Genomic DNA, 19,393 nt, shown 5'->3' with positions numbered 1-19,393 from the left:
GCCGCCATCGGTTATGACTGGCGCAGCTTCTTCCAGTCCAGTTACCGCAGCCTGTCTGCCTCTGGCGTGATGGTCGTCGCGGTGCTGTGGCTGTCGCCGCAGACCGGCCTTTCCGGTTATGCGCACCTGGTCGCTGACATCGTGATCGGCACGCTGACCTACGCTTTGGCCTACAGCCTGCTGCACCCACGCTGGCCGCAAGAATTCAAGTTGGTGTTCACCGCCCGCTGAGCCGGATTTCCTCGCAATGGAGCACGTCGTCATGCGCAAAACCACGTTGATCACGGGCGGTGCCGGCTACATCGGTTCGCACACGGCATTGCAACTGATCGAGTCGGGCCGCTCGGTGCTGATCCTCGACAATCTGTGCAACAGCAGCCGTGAGGCCATCGCACGGCTGGAACTGTTGAGTCATTCGCACATCGACTTCATCGAAGGCGATATACGCGACGCAGCTCTGCTGGAGGAGATTTTCAGCACCTACGCGATCGACGCGGTGCTGCATTTCGCCGGGCTCAAAGCGGTTGCGCAAAGCGTGCGCCGCCCCATGGATTACTACGCCAACAATGTGGTCGGCACGCTGAACCTGTGTCAGGCGATGGCCCGCGCGCAGGTGTTCAATCTGGTGTTCAGTTCCTCGGCGACGGTGTACGGCGAGCCCGCCCGCATGCCCATCATCGAAGACCACGGCACCGGCAAACCGGCCAATCCGTACGGGCGCTCGAAGCTGGTGATCGAAGAACTGCTCAGCGACCTCGCCCTTGCCGACTCGCGCTGGAGCATCGCAGTGCTGCGCTACTTCAACCCGATCGGCGCACACGAGAGCGGCCTGATCGGCGAAGCGCCCAATGGTCGACCGAACAACCTGCTGCCGTGCCTGACGGAAGTTGCCAGCGGCCAGCGCGCGGCGTTGACCGTTTATGGCAACGACTATCCAACGGTCGACGGCACCTGTATCCGCGATTACATCCATGTGCTGGATCTGGCCGAAGGTCATCTCAAGGCACTGCAGGTTTTGCAAGGCACTGAGCATGGCCTGCACGTATGGAACCTCGGCACTGGCACCGGCTACAGCGTGTTGCAGATCATCAGCGCCTTCGAAGATGTCAGCGGCCTGCGCATTCCCTATCGCTTCGCCCCGCGCCGCGCCGGTGATATCGCCGAGTGCCGCGCCGACGCGAGCAAGGCCGGGCGCGAATTGGGCTGGCGGGCGCAACGCGAACTGACGCAAATGCTCGTCGACAGCTGGCGCTGGCAGACCAACAACCCATGGGGCTACCGCCCGCAACCGGCGCTGCTGCTGGCGGTGGGCACTTGAACCGGGGCAAATCCACGTTAGGGACGACTCATGAACAGATCACGTTGCTTGCTGTTTGTCTTGCTGCTGCTGAGCGCTGGCGCCAGCGCCAATATTCCAGGACCGGTCACGAATGGACTGGTGTTGTGGCTGGACGGCAATGATCCGGCCTCGATGACACTGGAGGGGCAAAACCAGGTCGTGCGCTGGCTGGATAAATCCGGCAAGGGCAACGACGTAGTCGTCGACAATCGCGCGGCGACGACTTTGCCGACGCGGGTCGACAACGCGCTCAACGGCCACGGCGTGGTGCGTTTCAGCGGCACGGCGGCGTTCATGGGCCAGGCGATCCGCACGAGCAAAGGCCCGGTGACGGTGTTCGTTGTCTCGCGGCGCTTGCCGGAGCAGGCCGGCGGCAAGGCCTGGCAACGACTGTTCAGCTCGCGGCCGCAACTGGCGGATAACGATAACGTCGCACCGAACTTCGGCATCAGCGTGCAGCAAACCACCGCGTACGAACCGGCGCTGGCGTTGCTGGAAACCAGTGACGTGCCGATCGGCCCGTTCGCGGTGGCGCGCAATGTGGTTGGCACCTCGGAGATCCTGCGTGGCGACATCGCCGAAGTGCTGGTTTATGACCGCCCATTCAGCAACCAGGACGAACGCCGTAACGTGTTCGACTACCTCGCGCAAAAATGGGCGGTCACCGTTCCGCAACAGGCCGATGCGTGGACCCGCGTCGGCCCATTAGGCCCGACCCCGACTCACGTTACCCCCGACCTGCCGTTGTCGGATCAGGCCAATGCCGGCGGCTGGAAGCTCGATACGCGTCTGTCCGACGAATTCAACGGCAGCGCGCTCGATGCCCAACGCTGGCACGTCAACAACGCCACCGGCACTGATTCCCTCGGGCGCAAACCGGCGCTGTTTTTGCCGGAGAATGCCAAGGTCGGCAGCGGCAATCTGAACATCACTTTCCGCAAGCAGACTCTGCCGGAGAAATACGTCGCCTTGGGCTACAAGGACTACAGCTCGGCGATGGTGCGCACCAACGAGCGCGGGATGTACGGCTATTACGAAGCGCGGGCGAAACCGATGAACTCTGCCGGTTCCAGTGCGTTCTGGCTGGCGTGGACCGGGCTGCCGGACAACGCCACGGAAATCGACATCTTCGAAATCGGCGGCAAGACCCGCAATGAAGCGTTCGACTATCGGTACAACATGAACGCGCATGTCTGGGCCAGACCGCAGAATGATCAACACCTGAGTTCCGGCAGTACCTGGATTGCACCGTGGCGGCTGGCCAATACCTTTCATGTCTACGGCTTTGACTGGCAACCCGAGACCTTGCGCTGGTACGTCGACGGCGTGCTGGTCCGGGAGGCGAAGAACAACTACTGGCACTTCCCCATGCAAATCGTCTTCGACAGCGAAGCGATGTGGGACTGGTTCGGCGTGGTCGACGATGCTGACCTGCCGTCGGTGTTCCGCATTGATTACGTCAGGGTCTGGACCCGCTCAGCGCAATAGCAGCGCCTTCAACGGTTGTGCACCATCGCCTGCATCTGCCACAGCGTGCGGAATCGCCCTTGGCTTTCGCGCAGTTCTTCGGGAGTGCCGTCCTGGACGATCTCACCGTCCTCGAGCACCAGCACCCGATCAAAATTGGCGATGGTCGAGAGGCGGTGGGCCACGGCGAGTACCGTGCGGCCGCGCATCAGGTTGCTCAGTGCGCGCTGGATGATCGCTTCGGAATCGGAATCCAGTGCCGAGGTCGCCTCGTCGAGAATCAGGATCGGTGCGTCCTTCAAAAATGCCCGCGCCAGCCCGAGACGCTGGCGCTGCCCACCGGACAAGGTCACCCCGCGCTCACCGACCGGCGTGTGATAACCCTGCGGCAGCGCCTGGACGAACTCGTCGCAAAACGCTTGGTGCGCCGCATCGATGATCTGCTGCTCGGTGGCGTGCGGTTGGCCGTAGCCGATGTTTTCCAGAATGCTGCGATTGAACAGCGTTGGCTCCTGCGGCACTACCGCGATCTGTCGGCGCAGGCTGTCCTGGCTGACGGAGCGGATGTCGCGGTCGTCGATCAGGATCACCCCGCTGCGCACATCATCCAGACGTTGCAGCAAACCGAGCAAGGTCGATTTTCCCGAGCCCGAGGTGCCGGCAATGCCGACGCTTTGCCCGGCCGGAATATCGAGAAAGAAATGCTCGAAGACCTTGCGCCCATCCGGGTAGGCGTAACTGACGTCGAGCATTTTGATGTGCCCGCGCGTCGGCGCCAGTTCCTCCAAGGCGTCGCTGAGCTCGTGGGGCTGGGCGACGATGCCCAGGGTTTCGCTGATGACGCCCATCTGCTGGCTGGTTTCCACCAGGGCCAGCGCCAGTTCGCGCGATCCGTGCAGGATGCGGAAGGTCAACGCGCTGACCATCACCACATCCCCCGCCGTCACCTGTCCCGCTCGCCAGAGCAGAATCGCCCAGCCGAGCATGCCGCCGGCCATAACGGTCAAGCAGATGTCGTGCAGTACCCGGGCTTTTTCCATGTACATCCAGCTGCTGCGGTGCGAATCGGCTTCGATGCCAATCTCGCGCTCCAGGCGCAGGCGCTCGCGTTCACGCCCGGAAAAAGCCTTGATCGTCCATACGTTGGAAACCAGATCGACAATCTCGCCACCGACCCGCGCCGACTGCGAAGCGAAAGCGATGTGGCGGCTGCGGCCGCGCACGCCGAATAGGGTAATCAGCGCGGCGACAACGATCACGCAACCGACCAACGCCAGCGCCATCGCACCGTGCACCGCCAACAGCAAGGCCACGGCACCGATGAAATCCACGCATGGCGGCACGATACGCCAGGTCAGCCCGCCATACACTTTGTCGGCAGCGGCACCGATCGCCGAGACGCGATTGGCCAGCGAGCCGGAGAAATGCCGCCGGAAATAACGCATCGGGTGGCCGGTCAGATGATGGAACAGGTCGACGCGCAGATCCGCACAACTGCCGACGATGGTGTGGCAACCGACCCAACCGCCGAGGCGCCACAGCAGGTTTTCCATCACGATCAACGCCATGAACAGGCCGAACGCGTGCCAGACCTGTTCCGCCGCCGACCCGGCGGCCATGGCATCGACCAGCAGTTTCATGCCGTATTGAACCACCACCGCACAGCAAGCCGCGCCGATCACCAGTGCGACCATGGCGACGAAGTGCGCCGGGCGAATTCTTATGTAGCGCCATAGAAACGCGGCGGCTGACGCCGGCAACGGTTCATCGCGCCTGCGCTGAAAGTTCATCTCCCTTGCCCCTCAGCGCGCCGGCCATTGATCCTGGGCAAACACGCGGCAACCCGTTCGGGCACTTGCGCCAACTCGACGTGCAACGGGTGAAACGCCGCGCGCTCACCCTCGCCATCGGGATAACCAAACACACCGGTGGGGCAATAACGGCCGTTATCCCAACCGGGATAATCGAGAAACGGGTACCAGCAAATCCCCTGCACCGGCACACCGCGTTCGAGCGCCAGTAGCGTCTGCTCGACGATGTAGGCCAGCCACGGCAGGCGTTCCTCATCTTCGGCACCGGTTTCGGCGATCAGCACTGGCCGCTGATAACGCTGGTGCAGTTCCTTGAGCATGCCCGACAACGGCCGGAAGTCGCGCTCGCCGCGAAGGATCCGTCGGCCGTGGAAATACCACTGGTTATGCGCATAGAAATTGGCGCCGACGATATCCAGGTAATGCTCCTGCCCACCCAGACCCGGCCATTCGCGGCCGGTGAGCAGATCCCACGCCTGGAATTGCGACAATCGATAGGCTTCCGCCGCTTCGATATCGTCGCTGCGCCTGGAGCCAGCGATTACATGGATCAACGGGTCGCACTGGACGAATCGCGCATTCGGCGCCTGTTCGCGAATCGCTTCGATCGCAGCAATGCTCGCCCGCACCAGTTGATGCTTGAGTTCCTGCGCGCGCCCGCGTGCGTTCGGGTTGAAGTACGCCACCTCGCCTCCCGCCCAACTCCAGAAGGAAATCTCGTTGATCGGCGAGTAGAACGGCACGCTTACGCCTTCGTCCATCATCAGCTTCGCTGCAGCAGCGGCGAAACGGGCGAAGCGCTCGACGAACGCCGGGCGCCAGATATCCAGATCATCCGGGTAGCCGTAATGGCACAGATCCCAGACCACCTGCACTTGCTGCGCTTGCGCCGCTTTGAGCATCGGCATAAAACTGCTCCAGTCATAGCGCCCGGGGCTGCGCTCGATCAGGTGCCAGCGCAAGCCGTCGCGGGCGCAACGAATGTTCAACCCGCTCAGTCGCTGGTAGTCCTTGGCGGCCCAGCGCGCATGCCCGGTGTCGGCCAGCAGATCCAGGCGCCGACCGTCCTGGCGGCGCTGGCTGGAACATTCGAAACCGGCCATGACGAAGCTGCTGAAGATCGAAGAAGCATCTGCGCCGGGCTCGTCGCCTTTCGGCTGCGCGGTCATGGAATATCGACCTCGGTTTCAGCCGTGGTTTCTGCCTGCGCCGCTTGAATATCCCGATACAAGGCCAGCGCCTGGCCCACCACCTGATCCATGTTGTAATACTTGTAGGTGCCCAGTCGGCCAAGGAATGTGACGTTCGGGATCTGCTCGGCGAGCGCGCGATAGCGTTTGTACAGCTCAGCGTTTTCCGCGCGCGGCACCGGGTAATACGGGTCGCCGTCGTCACACGGATATTCGTAAGTGATGCTGGTGCACGGGTGTGTTTGCCCGGTCAGGTGCTTGTATTCGGTGATGCGCGTGTACGGCACATCCGCGTGCGGATAATTCACCACCGCCACTGGCTGATAGTGTTCCTGCTCGAGGGTCTGGTGTTCGAAGCGCAAGGACCGATACGGCAAACGGCCCAACTGGAAATCGAAGTATTCGTCGATCGGGCCGCAGTAGATCAAGTGAGCGTACTTCACCTCGTCGCGTACAGCCTTGAAATCGGTGCCGAGCAGCAGATCGATGTTCGGGTGATCGAGCATGCGTTCGAACATTTGCGTGTAGCCGCCCGAGGGCATGATCTGGAAGGTGTCACCGAAATAGCGGTCGTCTTCGCTGGTCCGCGTCGGAATGCGCGAAGTCACCGATTTATCCAGTGCCGAGGGATCCAGCCCCCACTGCTTGCGCGTGTATCCGCGAAAGAATTTTTCGTAGAGCTCACGGCCGATCTGATTGACCACGACGTCTTCTGACGTGCGAATGGTCGCCACCGGTTCGGCGCGTTCGGCGAGAAACACTTCGGCTTCTTCGGAGGACATCGACAGGCCATAGAGCGAATTCAGCGTGGTCAGATTGATCGGAATCGGCACCAGCTTGCCGTCCACCTGCGCGAGCACGCGGTGTTCGTAGGGCCGCCATTCCGTGAAGCGTGACAGGTAGTCGACGATCCGTTGCGCGTTGGTGTGAAAGATGTGCGGACCATAGCGGTGCACCAGTACCCCGGCCTCATCGTAATGGTCGTAGGCATTGCCGGCGATATGCGGGCGCCGGTCAATCAGCAACGCCCGGCGGCCCAATCCTTCGGCCAGACGTTCGGCGATGACACTGCCGGCGAACCCGGCACCGACGATCAGGTAGTCATAGGCTTCGCCGGACTTTGCGCGCTCAAGGCTTATCGTAGGCATTCGATCTGCTCCTGCATGAAGCGGCTGGTGTTGTCCCACGACATGCCGGCGATTGCGGCATCGGCGCGCTGCAGAAATTCGATGGTGCCTTTGAGTGGCAAAGCTTTTTCGATCGCCTCGACGAAGGCCTCGGCAGTGTCGGCGATGAACACCGCGCCGCTCTCGCCGTAGCCGCTGATCACATCGTGAATCGGCGTCGACACCACTGGGCAACCGCCAGCGAGGTATTCGGGAGTCTTGGTCGGGCTGATGTAACGCGTGGAGGCGTTGAGGGCGAACGGCATCAGTGCCACGTCCCAGCCAGCGAGGTAGTCCGGCAGCTCGGCATATTGCTTGCCGCCCAGATAATGAAGGTTCGGCCGTTGCGGCAGCGTCTGCGGATCGATCTTCACCACCGGACCGATGAGCACGATTTGCCAGTCGGGACGCATTGCCGCCACGCAATCTATCAGTTCGATATCGAAGCGTTCGTCGATCACACCAAAGAAGCCCAGGCGTGGCCGCGCTATGGATGCTTGATCGGGCGGTTCCGGCAGTGCCTGCCGCGCCGCCGCGAAATGCGCGATGTCGACGCTGCTCGGTACCGGATAGGCATTGCCGTGCTGGCGCTGCTTGACCTCCCACAGACTGAAGCCACCGGTAAACACCACGTCAGCTCGGGCGAGCAGTTGCTGCTCCATGTCGATCAAGCGCGCCGGTGCGCCCATGAACGCCGACAGTTCATCCATGCAGTCATAGACGGTAACCCGAGCGTCGAGGTGCTCGGTAAACAGCAGACTCATCGGCGTGAGATACCACAGCAGCAAATCACCCTGAACCCGCCCGGCGAGGTGCTCATCGAGCAATTGTCTCTGCGCCTGCTCGATCGCCTCGCCACTCATGCCGATCGGCAATTGCGGCACCGCCACTTCTATTCCCGCCGCCGGATTCGAAAGCTCGAGTCTGGGCGTGGCGTCTTCGACAAATACCGGCTCTTCGAAAAACACCACGTCGTAGTGTCTGGCCAATCGCGACATGACGTGCTGCGGCCGTTGATAAACAAATCCCCAGCGCAGATGCGACAGGCACACCAACGTGGGTCGCACCTGAAGGGATGCTTCGACAGCATTTTGCGCGCTCGCCAGTGCAAGCGCCTAGGGTTGTTCTGCCAGGTTCATAGCCAGATCCTCATCAAAAAAAACAAGACGACTCAGTGCCGAGCCACCGGGCCGTCACACTTGTCGACACTGCAAGTGCAGGGCATTTCTCGATGAGGCCGTAAGGCTCTTGAAGGTTGGAATCACGGCGTTCACACGACGTTCAGCCCAACCTTGAACACAGCCGATGAACTGCACATACCGGCTGGCAAACAAGGTTGAACTTGCCGATCAATCCAGCCCCTACCGTCCAGAACAACCATGGTTTTTGCCGCCGCACAGGCGCATCGAAACCATCTACGAAGCCATCGCCGATGGCGTCACTTGTGAGGGCGGGCGCATGATCTTGATTACGGGTGGTGCGGGATACATTGGTGCGCATGTCGCACTGCAATGGCTGGGCAACGGCGAGGATGTGGTGATCCTCGACAACTTGTGCAACAGCCAACGCGCGGCGATCGAGCGCATCAGTACGCTGGCCGGAAAACGACCGGAGTTCATCCAGGGCGATGTACGCAATCGACGACTGCTCGACAACCTTTTGCGGGACTATCCGATCGACGCCGTGGTGCATTGCGCCGGGTTGAAAGCGGTCGGCGAAAGCGTGCGTGAACCCCTGCGCTATTTCGACACCAATGTCGGCGGCAGCCTGACTTTGTGCCAGGCCATGGCCCAGGCCGGAGTTTTCCATCTGGTGTTCAGTTCATCGGCCACTGTTTATGGCGACTGCGCTACCCTGCCAATCAACGAAAACTGCGCCACTGGCCAGCCGACCAATCCTTACGGCATGTCGAAACTGATGTCGGAAAACATCATGAAGAGTGTCGTCAGTTCCGACCCGCGCTGGTCGATCGGCTTGCTGCGTTATTTCAATCCGATCGGTGCGCACCCTTCCGGCCTGCTCGGCGAGGCACCCACCAGCACGCCCAACAATCTGCTGCCCTATCTGCTGGAAGTTGCCAGTGGCCAGCGCGCGCAACTGTCAGTGTTCGGCAACGATTACCCGACCCCGGACGGCACCGGCATTCGCGATTATCTGCACGTCGTCGACCTTGCGCTCGGGCACGTCTGCGCGCTCGAGGCCTTGCGCGATCGTCATGGCATGAGCATCTGGAACCTTGGCACCGGACGCGGCTATTCGGTGTTGGAGGTAGTCAGCGCCTTCGAGCAAGTGACCGGTATCAAGATCCCTTTGCGGATTGAAGCAAGGCGCCCCGGCGACATTGCGCGCTGCTGGGCGGACCCGCAAAAAGCCCTCGAAGAACTGGGCTGGCAGGCGAGCCGTTCACTGCCGTGCATGCTCGCCGATGCCTGGCGCTGGCAGTGCAATCAACTCGGCCAGGTTGAGGTTCGCCAGGCCAATTGAAAGCTGCGCACGGTCACTCGTTCTCGTGGCCGTGCGCGTCGGCACAGGACAATCGTCCGGACTCGCCGCCGGCGATTCGTTCTGCCTGATCGATGCCACGCTTGAGCGCGTCCTCGACTTCCCATTCCACGCCGGGCAATGTCCTGATGCGCTCGTAGGCGCACTCGCCGGTTGCGGTGTAAACGCTGATGAACATTTCGACGTCGCCATCATCGGCTTCCCGTGCCCGTACCTCGATATGACAGCCGTTTTCAACCTCTTCGGTATGGCACTTTTCCGCCTTTTCCGTCGCCTTCCATTTGTTGTAGGTTTCGCCGCGTTTGAACATGTCGTACTCCTGAACTCAACTCGCTCACGTCAAAGATCTTTCCTTTGGCGGAATAATTCCACGGATTGCCAAGAGGCATTTTCAGCATAGCGCGTTGATTCGCGCCCGCCGTTTCGCTAGTTCAACCGTTCGTCAGCTTGCGTAACATTCTGTAAAACCAACGCCGGAATGCTCATTCAAAAAGTTCGAGGCCCAGGCGAGCTCAAGTACAACTCGTTATTCAGCCCAGTGTGATTAGCCGGTACAGAAACAGGGTTTTCTGTCCATGGCCAACTGTTGCCCGAAGAAAACAAGGATCGATATAAAGAACAGGAGCATGTATGAAGCGAACAATCAGCTATTGCCTGGTCTATCTCGCTACCAGCGTTCTGCTCGCCGGTTGCAATCTGGTGGTGTTCAACCCCAAGGGCGATGTTGCCCGCGATGAACGCGACCTGATCATCCTCGCCACGGGCCTGATGCTGTTGGTGGTGATCCCGGTCATCGTCATGACCTTCCTGTTCGCCTATCGCTACCGCGCGACCAACAAGAAGGCCCGTTATTCGCCGCGTTGGGCCAGTTCGCACAAGATCGAAGCGGTGGTCTGGGGCGTGCCGTTCCTGATTATTTGCGTACTCGGCTGGGTGACCTGGGAAACCACCCACGCACTCGATCCCTATCGCCCGTTGGACTCAGACGTGCCGCACCTCAATGTGCAAGTAGTGGCAACGGACTGGAAATGGCTGTTCATTTACCCCGATCTGGGCATCGCCTCGGTCAATGAACTGGCGATACCGGTGAATACGCCGGTAAGTTTCACCGTCACTTCCGACGCGGCCATGACTTCATTCTTTATTCCGGCACTCGGTGGGCAGATATATGCCATGGCCGGCATGCAGACCAAGTTGCACTTGATCGCCAATGAAATCGGCCAGTATCGCGGGATTGCTGCGAACTATAACGGCCACGGGTTCTCCGACATGCACTTCAGCACCCTGGCACTCAGTGGCGCTGACTACGAGGCGTGGGTCAACAAAGTCAAAGCGGCGCCCGGGCAACTTGATCAAGCCAGTTACGCCGAGTTGGCCAAGCCTTCAGTGGCGCACAAGATCACTTATTACTCGGCTGTGCAGGAGCGACTGTTTCTCGACATCGTCGACAAATACGAAGGAATGAACAAAGCACCGCGCAAGAAGGAAACCCAGGTGCAACGCAACGGCGACGATGTGCGCGTCAATCAACAACCGAGTCTGCTGGCCGAGGAGCGTTAAATCATGTTCGGGAAACTTTCATGGGACGCGGTTCCATTGCACGAGCCGATTGTCATGTACACCCTGGCTATCGTCGGCCTGATGGGTTTTGCCCTGGTCGGTACCGTCACCTGGAAGCGCAAGTGGGGTTACCTCTGGCGCGAGTGGTTCACTTCGGTCGACCACAAGAAGATCGGCTGCATGTACATCATCGTCGCGCTGGTCATGCTGCTGCGTGGTTTCTCCGACGCGATCATGATGCGTACCCAGCAGGCCATGGCTTCGAGCGGCGGCCCGGGTTATCTGCCGCCGGAACACTACGACCAGATCTTCACCGCCCACGGCGTGATCATGATTTTCTTCATGGCGATGCCGTTCGTGGTCGGCCTGATGAACATCGTCGTGCCACTGCAGATCGGCGCTCGCGACGTCGCCTACCCGTTCCTCAATGCGCTGAGTTTCTGGCTGTTCGTGGTTGGCGCGGCACTGGTGAATATTTCCCTGGGCGTCGGTGAATTTGCCCGCACCGGTTGGGTCGCCTACCCGCCCCTGTCCGAACTTGGCTACAGCCCCGGGGTCGGGGTGGATTACTACATCTGGTCATTACAGATATCCGGTATAGGGACGCTGTTAACCGGGGTCAACTTCTTCGTGACCATCCTCAAAATGCGCACCGAAGGCATGACCCTGTTCAAGATGCCGGTGTTCACCTGGAACGCACTGTGCACCTCGATCCTGATTCTTGCTGCGTTCCCGATCCTCACCGCAACCTTGCTGATGCTGACGCTCGACCGTTATCTGGGCATGCACTTCTTCACCAACGAGGCCGGCGGCAACCCGATGATGTACGTCAACCTCATCTGGGCGTGGGGCCATCCGGAGGTGTACATCCTGATCCTTCCTGCGTTCGGGATCTTCTCGGAAATCGCCGCGACCTTCAGCAGCAAACGCCTGTTCGGCTATGTCTCGCTGGTGTGGGCAACGATTGCGATCACGATTCTGTCGTTCATCGTCTGGCTGCACCACTTCTTCACCATGGGCGCGGGGGCCAACGTCAACGCGTTCTTCGGCATCATGACGATGATCATTGCAGTGCCGACCGGGGTGAAGATCTTCACTTGGCTGTTCACCATGTATCGCGGCCGCGTGCGCTTCGAAACGCCGATGCTGTGGACGCTGGGCTTTATCGTCACGTTCAGTATCGGCGGCATGACCGGCGTGCTGCTGGCGGTGCCCGGGGCCGACTTCCTGCTGCACAACAGCCTGTTTCTGATCGCCCACTTCCATAACGTGATCATCGGCGGCGCGGTGTTTGGCTACATGGCAGGGCTGACTTACTGGTTCCCGAAAGCCTTCGGTTTCCGCCTCAACGACCGCCTCGGGCGCATTGCGTTCTGGTGCTGGCTGGTGGGTTTCTACTTCGCGTTCATGCCGTCTTACGTGCTCGGTTTCATGGGCATGACCCGACGCCTGAACCATTTCGACAACCCGGCCTGGCAACCGTGGCTGCTGCTGGAACTGTTTGGCGTCGGCATCATTCTTTGTGGCGTGTCGGCGCAGGCGTTGCAGCTCTACGTAAGCATCCGCAACCGCGCGAAACTGCGCGACCTCACCGGCGACCCGTGGGACGGCCGTACGCTGGAATGGGCCACGGCCTCGCCGCCACCGTTCTACAACTTCGCCGAGCAACCGAAAGTCAACGACCTCGACGCCTATTGGGGCATGAAGGAGCGCGGCGTCAGCACCCTCAGCCACACCGACTACCGCGCCATCCATATGCCGCGCAACACCTCCGCCGGCCTGGTGATCAGTGTCTTCGCGCTGATCTGCAGCTTCGCCCTGGTCTGGCATATCTGGTGGCTGGCGATCTTCGGCCTGGTCGCTTCGGTAGTGGCAATGATCGTGCGCAGCTATGACGAAGACATCGACTATTTCGTCCCGGCGCAGGAAGTGGCGCGGATTGAAAAAGCACGTCTCAAAGACTTGGCGGAGGCCTGATCATGTCCAATATCGTTCTGGATAAAGACATCGCCCACAGCCATGAACATGGCCATGAAGACGCGGGCTCGATGCGCATTTTCGGTTTCTGGATCTACCTGATGACCGACTGCATCCTGTTTGCGACGCTGTTCGCAGGCTATGCCGTACTGCGTGACAGCGTCGCTGGCGGGCCTTCGACCGTCGACATTTTCGAACTGCCCTATGTCCTTGCCGAAACCGCGTTGCTGCTGCTCAGCAGCATCACTTACGGCTACGCGATGCTGGCGATGAACCGTAATGACAAAGCCCATGTGCTGCGCTGGCTCGGCGTCACCTTCGTGCTGGGTTGCGGCTTCATCGCCATGGAGATCAACGAATTCCATCATCTGATCGCAGAAGGCTACGGGCCGGATCGCAGCGGTTTCCTCACCGCGTTCTTCACCCTCGTCGGCACCCACGGCGCGCACGTGCTCAGTGGTCTGGTGTGGATGGCGGTGTTGATGCTGCAAGTAAGCAGCCGGGGCCTGACCAATACCAACACCACGCGGCTGAGCTGCCTGAGTCTGTTCTGGCACTTCCTCGATGTGGTGTGGATCTGCGTGTTTACCGTGGTTTATCTGCTGGGGGTGGTGTGACATGTATAACCAGAGTCCGATTCACAGCAGTGCTGGCACCAGCCATGGCACCAGTCGTTCATACATGGTCGGTTTCATCATTTCGGTGATCCTGACGGTGATTCCCTTTGGCCTGGTCATGTACCCGACGTTGCCGCGTAGCGTCACTGCCTGGGTGGTGGTCGCGCTCGGTGTGGTGCAGGTTTTCGCCCACCTCAAATACTTCCTGCATCTGGACACTGCCAAGGAGCAGCGCTGGAACCTCAGAGCGCTGATTTTTTCAGTGGTGATCATTCTTCTGCTGGTTGGGCTTTCGCTATGGATCATGGACAGCATTCACCACAACATGCTGGCGCACTGAAGCAATGGCGGCTGTCGCTGAATGTCGGGCTGGAACTGACCAAGCCCGGCATTATCGTCGGCAATCTGGCTTCGGTGTTCGGTGGCTATCTGCTTGCTGCGGACGGGCGTCCGGTCTCCCTGGCGCACCTGTTGGCCGCGCTGCTCGGCACCGCACTGGTCATCGCTTGCGGATGCGTGATCAATAACTGCGTCGACCGCGATATCGATCGGCGCATGGTGCGCACCTGTCATCGGGCCTTGGCGGTTCGCGCAGTCTCGCTGCCTAGCGCGTTGTGCTATGCGGCGGTGCTGGGTGTGATCGGCTTCGGTTTGCTGTGGGTCGGCACCACAGGACTGGCCTGCGCCATGGCCGCAGTCGGTCTGATCGTTTATGCGGGCGTTTACACCTGCCTGATGAAACGCCGTTCGCACTGGGGCACGCTGGTCGGCAGCCTGTCCGGGGCCATGCCGCCGGTGGTCGGTTATTGCGCGGTGACCGCCAGCTTCGATGCCACGGCGCTGATGCTGATCATGGTGTTTTGCTGCTGGCAGATGCCTCACTCCCACGCGATCACCGTCATGCGCCATGAAGATTTTCGTGCCGCCGGGTTGCCGACATTGACGCTCAGCGAGGCGAAACGAGAGATCAATATCTACATGGTCGCCTTCCTGGTCAGCGCGGCGATATTGGGCTGGGTGGCGGATATCAATGCTTCCTATCCGCTGGTGATTGTCGGGTTGGGCGGGTACTGGTTTTATCTGGCATTGCGCCCGGTGCGAAACGCTACCTCGAAGCCTTGGGCGCGGCGCTTGTTCAGCGTGTCGATCGTCCTGATCCTGGCGCTGAATCTCTCTCTGTCGTTGAACGCTGTGTTGCCCTCGCCCTCCGCGTTCTACCGCTCATCGGGCGCCGGGGAGAATCATCAAACGCAGGTGCGGGGCGGGTTATCAGAATCGGTAACGACTGCACCTACAGACTACTTGGAGCAAACCCATGGCTAACGATCTTTCAACAGCCGATTGCGCCTGCCCCGGCTGCACCTGCAAATGCAGCGGCGAGCAAACCTTCGAGCGTGACGGCAAGCAGTTTTGCAGCCAGGCCTGCGCGGATCTTCACCCAAAAGGCCAGCCCTGCCCCTCGTCCTCCTGTCATTGCGAGCAAAACCTTGGGGCTGATGAGCGCAATGTGAGTGACTCGAAACTGGATCAAGCGGTTGAGGAAACGTTTCCCGCCAGCGATCCGATTTCGCCTTGACCCTTTGCCCGAAGGCACTGATTTTTTCATCTGCAGGAGAAAATGAAATGGACGAGGAAACCATCCGCAAAATCGCCTATCGGCTCTGGGAAGAGCAAGGCCGGCCGCACGGTAATGATTTCGAGCACTGGTTGCAGGCGCGCGCCGAGCTCGATGCGTTCGATTCCGATGGCTTGCCCGGTTCGGTAGCCAGCAGCGTAGCGCCGCCGGCACCACGCAAAAAGGCCAAGGCTGCGACCACTGCTCCTACCACCAGAACCCGCAAGAAAAACACCTCCGCGGCCAAATGACCGGTCTTGAAAGCCGCGTGACTGCCGGAGCAAAGGTCTCGTGAGGCGCGGCATAAACCTGGTACTGGCGGCCTTCGCGCTGACGGCGCTGTCCTATGGACTGGCGCGCTTCGCCTATGGATTGCTGCTGCCACAGATTCGTCAGGATCTGGCACTGAGTGTGTCCGCTGCGGGATGGATCGGTGGCAGTGCTTTTGCGGCTTATTGTCTGGGCATCGTTGCGACATTCGTGCTCAGCGCAAAGGTCAGCCCGCGCGGGTTGACAGTGATGGCCGGAGCCGCCGCTTCGCTCGGGATGGCGTTGATTGTCATCGCATCATCCGGTTTGGCGTTGGGTTGCGGCGTGGCGCTCGCGGGATTGAGCACGGGACTGACCTCGCCGCCGTTGGCCAGCGCGGTTGCGGCGCGTCTTGATGATACCGACCGTCCGCGCGCCAATGGCTTTATCAATGCCGGGACGGCGGCGGGTATCGTTTTTTCCGGCCTGGCGGCGATATTGGCGGCCGGGCAGTGGCGGCAACTCTACGCGCTGTTCGGCTTGATCGGCATCGGCGTCACGTTCTGGCTTTGGTTTGCGCTACCGCGCCGGGTCGTACACGACGGCGGGCAGAATTTTTCTCTGGCAATGTTGCGTCGACCGGGCGTACTGCCGTTGTGCGCCAGTGCTTTTTTGATGGGGTTGGCGAGCACGGCGATCTGGACATTTGGTGCCGACATTCTGCGCAGCGAGGCTGGGTTCTCCGATCGGTGGATTGCAGGGGCGTGGATAGTGTTGGGGGCCGCGGGCATCAGTGGTTGCGCAACCGGAGTACTGACCGACCGGTTTGGTGTCGTACGCATGCAGCATCTGGCGCTTGCAGGGATCGCCGTCGGCACGCTGGGACTTGCCGCCACCGGCGCTTCTGCCATCTACGGCCTCGCCGCGATGTGCCTGTTTGGCGCGGCCTATATCGTTTCTTCAGGCGTTTATCTGCTGCAAGGCATCCGCCTGTTTGCGGATCGTCCGGACTTGGGATTGGGCATACCGTTTCTGCTTCTGGCACTCGGCCAAACCGCCGGCACGCCGATTTTCGGCGCAGTGCTGGAGGCAACGGGCGTGACCTTTGCCCTGTGTGTTTTCGCGGCGGCCGCTTGCGCCGCCATGGTGCTGTGCCCAAGAGATGGTGAAAGTCCGCGCAGACAGATGTGCCAATCCACCGAAGGCTTGGGTCGCTAATGATTTTTATCGTCAGGAGTACAAACCATGGCCGTAAACATCAGCAATCTCACCCTTTCCACCCCGGTACCCGTTTCGGCAACCAATCCGGTCGCACTTGAGCTCAACGGCGCCGAGGCCATTGCGCAGTTCCCCAGCATCGTCACGGTGCTACCGGACGGTTCGCTGCAACTGTCCGCGCCCACCAAAGGCGCCTCAAGCAAGAGCACTCACCGCACCCGCTGCGAATGGAAGGAATCGTTCTACTGGTCGCTGGGCAGCGCCGCTGACCACCTCAACTATCAGGAAATGACCGTGACCAAGGTCAACTCTGCGCAGAAAGTCGTTATCTCGCAGATGCATGTGAAAAACGACGACGGCCCGGTCATCAAAGTGTTCTGGCAGAAAGGCAACATCACCATGGGCTTCCGCCAGAGCTTCAACCAGCCCACCCCGGTCAACACCACGGTGCTCAAGGGCGTGCCGCTGGGGGCGAAGTTCAAGATCACCATTCGCGCCAACTCAGCCGGCGTGGCCCGAGTCACCGTCGATTACAACGGCGTTGTCGGCACATCAGGTGATCTGCAGCTCGATTCAACCTGGAACTCGCAGGTGTTCAATTTCCACGGCGGGGTCTACAACCAGATCGACTACACCGACGCCACGCCGCCAGAGGATGGCTCGATCTGCATCATCAGTGACTTGTTGATTTCGCATACCTAGGCGCTGAAACGAGCAAGGGCCTGCGTCAGCTTCGCTGGCAGGCCCTTGTCAGAGCTGAGCTCGATGGTGGGTTTTCAGCCTCCTCTTCGACTTCAAAATTGCCTGCGTCCTAACGTCGCAGCCTTCGGCTATTGGCAAATCCTGCGCAAGCCGTAGAATCCCGCGCGCTCTTGCAAGCGCGCGTCTGGTCACAGACGCGAACTTGCAGGGCTGGCCATGTCGTCCGACGCCACCGCCCTGCCCGATCGGCAGACATTTGCACAACACCTGTTCCAGCCTGGCAACCGCATGCGCAGAGGCGCACGTTGCGCTGTACGATTCCTTGAGGTTTTTTATGTCTCCGCGTTTGCTGGCCATGGCGCTGGCGCCCCTGCTCGGGCTGTTCATTATTGCTCTGGGCAACGGATTTCTGTCTTCCCTGACCACCCTTCGCCTGGACGCCGCCGGCGCCTCGGCGACGATGATCGGAATTGTTTCGTCGGCCTACTTCATCGGCCTGACGCTGGGAGCGGTGTTCAACGACCGGTTGATTCTGCGCATCGGCCATATACGCGCCTACGGCAGCTTCGCCTCGCTGATTGCCGTGACGATTCTGTTGCAGGGTTTGTTCTATGACACTTGGGGCTGGCTGGTCCTGCGCCTGATCAACGGCTGGGCCACGGTCGGTGTGTTTCTGGTGATCGAAAGCTGGCTGCTGCTGGCGGGTGACGAGAAGATTCGCGGGCGCTTGCTCGCGCTGTATATGATCGTCCTTTATGGCGCTGGCGTTCTGGGCCAGGCGACGCTCGGGACCATCACCGGCATGAGCGACAGCGCGCCGTTCATGGTCGCCGGGATGCTCGCCGCCTTGTCGGTGCTGCCGATCGTGATCCTGCCGCGGGTGTCGCCGCTGCTCGATCAGGTCGAGCCGCTCAAGCCCCGGCAACTGCTGGGCGTGACGCCGACCGGGCTGGTCGGCTGTTTCGGTTCGGGGGTGACCATCGCGGCGATCTACACCTTGTTGCCGCTGTATCTGCAACGCAGAGGTCTGGACGTCGGTGAAGTCGGCAGCATGATGGCCTGGACGATTCTCGGCGCGATGCTGCTGCAGTATCCGGTCGGACGCTGGTCCGATCGCACTGATCGCTTGCAGGTGCTGACGCTGCTGACGGTGGCGTGCACCGCTTTGTCGCTGGTGATTGTTCTGCTGCCGCTGTCCTCGGACATGCTCGCGGCAATGCTGTTTCTGCTCGGTGGCGGCGTCTTCGCGCTGTACCCGGTGGCCGTCAGCCACGCGGCCGACCGCGCCCCGGCCGAAGCGCTGGTGCCGATGATTCAGGGTTTGCTGCTGATCAACTCGCTGGGCTCGGCCATCAGCCCGATGATGATCTCGCCGGTGATGAACTCGTTCGGCGCCAATGGCCTGTTCTGGGTCTTCGCAGTGGTCAATCTGAGCATGGTCAGCTTTTTCTTCTGGCGCCGCGGCAAACGGCCGGTGCCGGCCAACCCCGCACCTTTCACGGCGGCAGCAACCTACTCGCCGACGGGTGCGGAGTTGCGGGTCACCGAGGATTTGCGCGTCGCCGCTGAGGAGCATCCGGCAATGATGGATGCGATCAGCGGGGAACTGGTGACGCAGCCACGGTGACCGCTGATCAGCAACTGCCCGGCGGGATGCCGTCCTTGTTGAAGTCCTTCAAGCGCTCGCGCTCTTCTTCGGTGGAATGCGCCGGGGTTGTTTGATCCGGTACTTCTTGCGGCACTTCGGTTTTTTCTTCAGTCATGGTTCTGCCCTCTTTGTCGATGCTATTTCGGCATCGGCGGAGCGCTGGTGGTTCCGGATTTCGCACCTTGCCCAAGCCATCGACGTGGCAAAACCAGGAATATCTCGAAGCGTAAACGCACAAAGGCCTGCTTGGCTTTCGCTAGCAGGCCTTTGTTGAAAGATGGTGCCCGAAGCCGGAATCGAACCGGCACGCCCTTACGAGCGGGGGATTTTAA

Annotated in this window: 20 protein-coding genes and 1 pseudogene; 14 read left to right on the top strand and 7 right to left on the bottom strand. The window is 60.6% G+C overall.

The features are described from left to right. The 3 genes and pseudogenes from D6877_RS29295 to D6877_RS02885 all read left to right on the top strand — a co-directional run. Positions 1-231: pseudogene (locus tag D6877_RS29295) on the top strand (polysaccharide biosynthesis protein); the annotation flags it as partial. Positions 232-262: 31 nt separating this feature from the next. Next, on the top strand, positions 263-1,318 hold the full coding sequence (galE, locus tag D6877_RS02890) for a UDP-glucose 4-epimerase GalE (RefSeq protein WP_130909781.1): 1,056 nt from the start codon (positions 263-265) through the stop codon (positions 1,316-1,318). 30 nt (positions 1,319-1,348) lie between these two features. After that, positions 1,349-2,827 (top strand): family 16 glycosylhydrolase, encoded by a 1,479-nt coding sequence (locus D6877_RS02885; protein ID WP_130909780.1) that lies wholly within the window; start codon positions 1,349-1,351, stop codon positions 2,825-2,827. A gap of 8 nt (positions 2,828-2,835) precedes the next feature. Here the strand turns inward: D6877_RS02885 and D6877_RS02880 are convergent, their stop codons facing one another. From D6877_RS02880 to D6877_RS02865, 4 genes are read right to left on the bottom strand one after another with little or no spacing between them, the layout of a single operon-like run. Then, positions 2,836-4,596 carry an ABC transporter ATP-binding protein gene (locus D6877_RS02880; RefSeq protein ID WP_130909779.1) on the bottom strand — a complete coding sequence of 587 codons (1,761 nt, stop codon included), beginning with the start codon at positions 4,594-4,596 and terminating at the stop codon, positions 2,836-2,838. Then, positions 4,593-5,786 carry a beta-glucosidase gene (locus tag D6877_RS02875; protein WP_130909778.1) on the bottom strand — a complete coding sequence of 398 codons (1,194 nt, stop codon included), beginning with the start codon at positions 5,784-5,786 and terminating at the stop codon, positions 4,593-4,595. Before D6877_RS02875 ends, D6877_RS02880 begins: the two co-directional genes overlap by 4 nt. Next, positions 5,783-6,955, bottom strand: coding sequence for a UDP-galactopyranose mutase (gene glf, locus D6877_RS02870; protein WP_130909777.1), 1,173 nt, complete (start codon positions 6,953-6,955; stop codon positions 5,783-5,785). Before glf ends, D6877_RS02875 begins: the two co-directional genes overlap by 4 nt. Continuing rightward, on the bottom strand, positions 6,943-8,040 hold the full coding sequence (locus tag D6877_RS02865) for a glycosyltransferase family 1 protein (protein WP_241662841.1): 1,098 nt from the start codon (positions 8,038-8,040) through the stop codon (positions 6,943-6,945). Before D6877_RS02865 ends, glf begins: the two co-directional genes overlap by 13 nt. A gap of 391 nt (positions 8,041-8,431) precedes the next feature. Here D6877_RS02865 and galE (D6877_RS02860) point away from each other — a divergent pair, with 391 nt between their 5' ends. After that, entirely contained in the window at positions 8,432-9,457 is a 1,026-nt protein-coding gene (galE, locus tag D6877_RS02860) for a UDP-glucose 4-epimerase GalE (RefSeq protein WP_130909800.1), read from the top strand. Positions 9,458-9,470: 13 nt separating this feature from the next. Here galE (D6877_RS02860) and D6877_RS02855 read toward each other — a convergent pair whose 3' ends face one another. After that, positions 9,471-9,785 (bottom strand): hypothetical protein, encoded by a 315-nt coding sequence (locus tag D6877_RS02855; protein WP_130909775.1) that lies wholly within the window; start codon positions 9,783-9,785, stop codon positions 9,471-9,473. 320 nt (positions 9,786-10,105) lie between these two features. On the opposite strand from D6877_RS02855, the gene cyoA reads away from it, so the two are divergent. From cyoA to D6877_RS02805, 10 genes are all read left to right on the top strand, one after another. Continuing rightward, a complete protein-coding gene (gene cyoA / locus D6877_RS02850; RefSeq protein WP_110646534.1) occupies positions 10,106-11,035 on the top strand; it encodes a ubiquinol oxidase subunit II in 930 nt (309 codons plus the stop codon). Positions 11,036-11,038: 3 nt separating this feature from the next. Then, entirely contained in the window at positions 11,039-13,012 is a 1,974-nt protein-coding gene (cyoB, locus tag D6877_RS02845) for a cytochrome o ubiquinol oxidase subunit I (protein ID WP_039760284.1), read from the top strand. Between the two features lie 2 nt (positions 13,013-13,014). After that, a complete protein-coding gene (locus tag D6877_RS02840; RefSeq protein ID WP_110599448.1) occupies positions 13,015-13,629 on the top strand; it encodes a cytochrome o ubiquinol oxidase subunit III in 615 nt (204 codons plus the stop codon). Position 13,630: 1 nt separating this feature from the next. Next, positions 13,631-13,969: a cytochrome o ubiquinol oxidase subunit IV gene (cyoD, locus tag D6877_RS02835; RefSeq protein WP_016774550.1), complete on the top strand. Its 339-nt coding sequence runs from the start codon at positions 13,631-13,633 to the stop codon at positions 13,967-13,969. Between the two features lie 11 nt (positions 13,970-13,980). Then, positions 13,981-14,952, top strand: coding sequence for a heme o synthase (cyoE, locus tag D6877_RS02830; protein WP_206662970.1), 972 nt, complete (start codon positions 13,981-13,983; stop codon positions 14,950-14,952). Further along, positions 14,945-15,205, top strand: a complete 261-nt coding sequence (locus D6877_RS02825; protein ID WP_130909773.1) for a metallothionein — start codon at positions 14,945-14,947, stop codon at positions 15,203-15,205. Before cyoE ends, D6877_RS02825 begins: the two co-directional genes overlap by 8 nt. Positions 15,206-15,252: 47 nt before the next feature. After that, the gene (locus D6877_RS02820) at positions 15,253-15,495 is read left to right on the top strand and encodes a DUF2934 domain-containing protein (RefSeq protein ID WP_130909772.1); all 243 of its coding nucleotides are present in this window, start codon (positions 15,253-15,255) and stop codon (positions 15,493-15,495) included. 40 nt (positions 15,496-15,535) lie between these two features. After that, positions 15,536-16,711, top strand: a complete 1,176-nt coding sequence (locus D6877_RS02815) for an MFS transporter (protein WP_130909771.1) — start codon at positions 15,536-15,538, stop codon at positions 16,709-16,711. A gap of 27 nt (positions 16,712-16,738) precedes the next feature. Further along, positions 16,739-17,413 (top strand): polysaccharide lyase family 7 protein, encoded by a 675-nt coding sequence (locus tag D6877_RS02810; protein WP_122507221.1) that lies wholly within the window; start codon positions 16,739-16,741, stop codon positions 17,411-17,413. 322 nt (positions 17,414-17,735) lie between these two features. After that, on the top strand, positions 17,736-19,040 hold the full coding sequence (locus D6877_RS02805) for an MFS transporter (protein ID WP_347233393.1): 1,305 nt from the start codon (positions 17,736-17,738) through the stop codon (positions 19,038-19,040). Between the two features lie 7 nt (positions 19,041-19,047). Here the strand turns inward: D6877_RS02805 and D6877_RS30165 are convergent, their stop codons facing one another. After that, positions 19,048-19,176 (bottom strand): hypothetical protein, encoded by a 129-nt coding sequence (locus tag D6877_RS30165; protein WP_024012797.1) that lies wholly within the window; start codon positions 19,174-19,176, stop codon positions 19,048-19,050. A gap of 22 nt (positions 19,177-19,198) precedes the next feature. Beyond that, positions 19,199-19,393 (bottom strand): hypothetical protein (locus D6877_RS29535; RefSeq protein WP_206662969.1); only part of this gene is annotated, 195 nt, incomplete at its 5' end.

This window comes from Pseudomonas sp. Sample_9 (genome assembly GCF_004307535.1).
Lineage (GTDB): Bacteria > Pseudomonadota > Gammaproteobacteria > Pseudomonadales > Pseudomonadaceae > Aquipseudomonas > Aquipseudomonas mercuritolerans.
This window is presented reverse-complemented; position numbering and strand designations above follow the sequence as displayed.

Excerpts from the sequence above, each read along its gene's own strand:
- galE (WP_130909781.1), top strand. The coding sequence starts at position 263 with ATGCGCAAAACCACGTTGATCACGGGCGGTGCCGGCTACATCGGTTCG.
- D6877_RS02885 (WP_130909780.1), top strand. The coding sequence starts at position 1,349 with ATGAACAGATCACGTTGCTTGCTGTTTGTCTTGCTGCTGCTGAGCGCT.
- D6877_RS02880 (WP_130909779.1), bottom strand. The coding sequence starts at position 4,596 with ATGAACTTTCAGCGCAGGCGCGATGAACCGTTGCCGGCGTCAGCCGCC.
- D6877_RS02875 (WP_130909778.1), bottom strand. The coding sequence starts at position 5,786 with ATGACCGCGCAGCCGAAAGGCGACGAGCCCGGCGCAGATGCTTCTTCG.
- glf (WP_130909777.1), bottom strand. The coding sequence starts at position 6,955 with ATGCCTACGATAAGCCTTGAGCGCGCAAAGTCCGGCGAAGCCTATGAC.
- galE (WP_130909800.1), top strand. The coding sequence starts at position 8,432 with ATGATCTTGATTACGGGTGGTGCGGGATACATTGGTGCGCATGTCGCA.
- D6877_RS02855 (WP_130909775.1), bottom strand. The coding sequence starts at position 9,785 with ATGTTCAAACGCGGCGAAACCTACAACAAATGGAAGGCGACGGAAAAG.
- cyoA (WP_110646534.1), top strand. The coding sequence starts at position 10,106 with ATGAAGCGAACAATCAGCTATTGCCTGGTCTATCTCGCTACCAGCGTT.
- cyoB (WP_039760284.1), top strand. The coding sequence starts at position 11,039 with ATGTTCGGGAAACTTTCATGGGACGCGGTTCCATTGCACGAGCCGATT.
- D6877_RS02840 (WP_110599448.1), top strand. The coding sequence starts at position 13,015 with ATGTCCAATATCGTTCTGGATAAAGACATCGCCCACAGCCATGAACAT.
- cyoD (WP_016774550.1), top strand. The coding sequence starts at position 13,631 with ATGTATAACCAGAGTCCGATTCACAGCAGTGCTGGCACCAGCCATGGC.
- D6877_RS02825 (WP_130909773.1), top strand. The coding sequence starts at position 14,945 with ATGGCTAACGATCTTTCAACAGCCGATTGCGCCTGCCCCGGCTGCACC.
- D6877_RS02820 (WP_130909772.1), top strand. The coding sequence starts at position 15,253 with ATGGACGAGGAAACCATCCGCAAAATCGCCTATCGGCTCTGGGAAGAG.
- D6877_RS02810 (WP_122507221.1), top strand. The coding sequence starts at position 16,739 with ATGGCCGTAAACATCAGCAATCTCACCCTTTCCACCCCGGTACCCGTT.
- D6877_RS30165 (WP_024012797.1), bottom strand. The coding sequence starts at position 19,176 with ATGACTGAAGAAAAAACCGAAGTGCCGCAAGAAGTACCGGATCAAACA.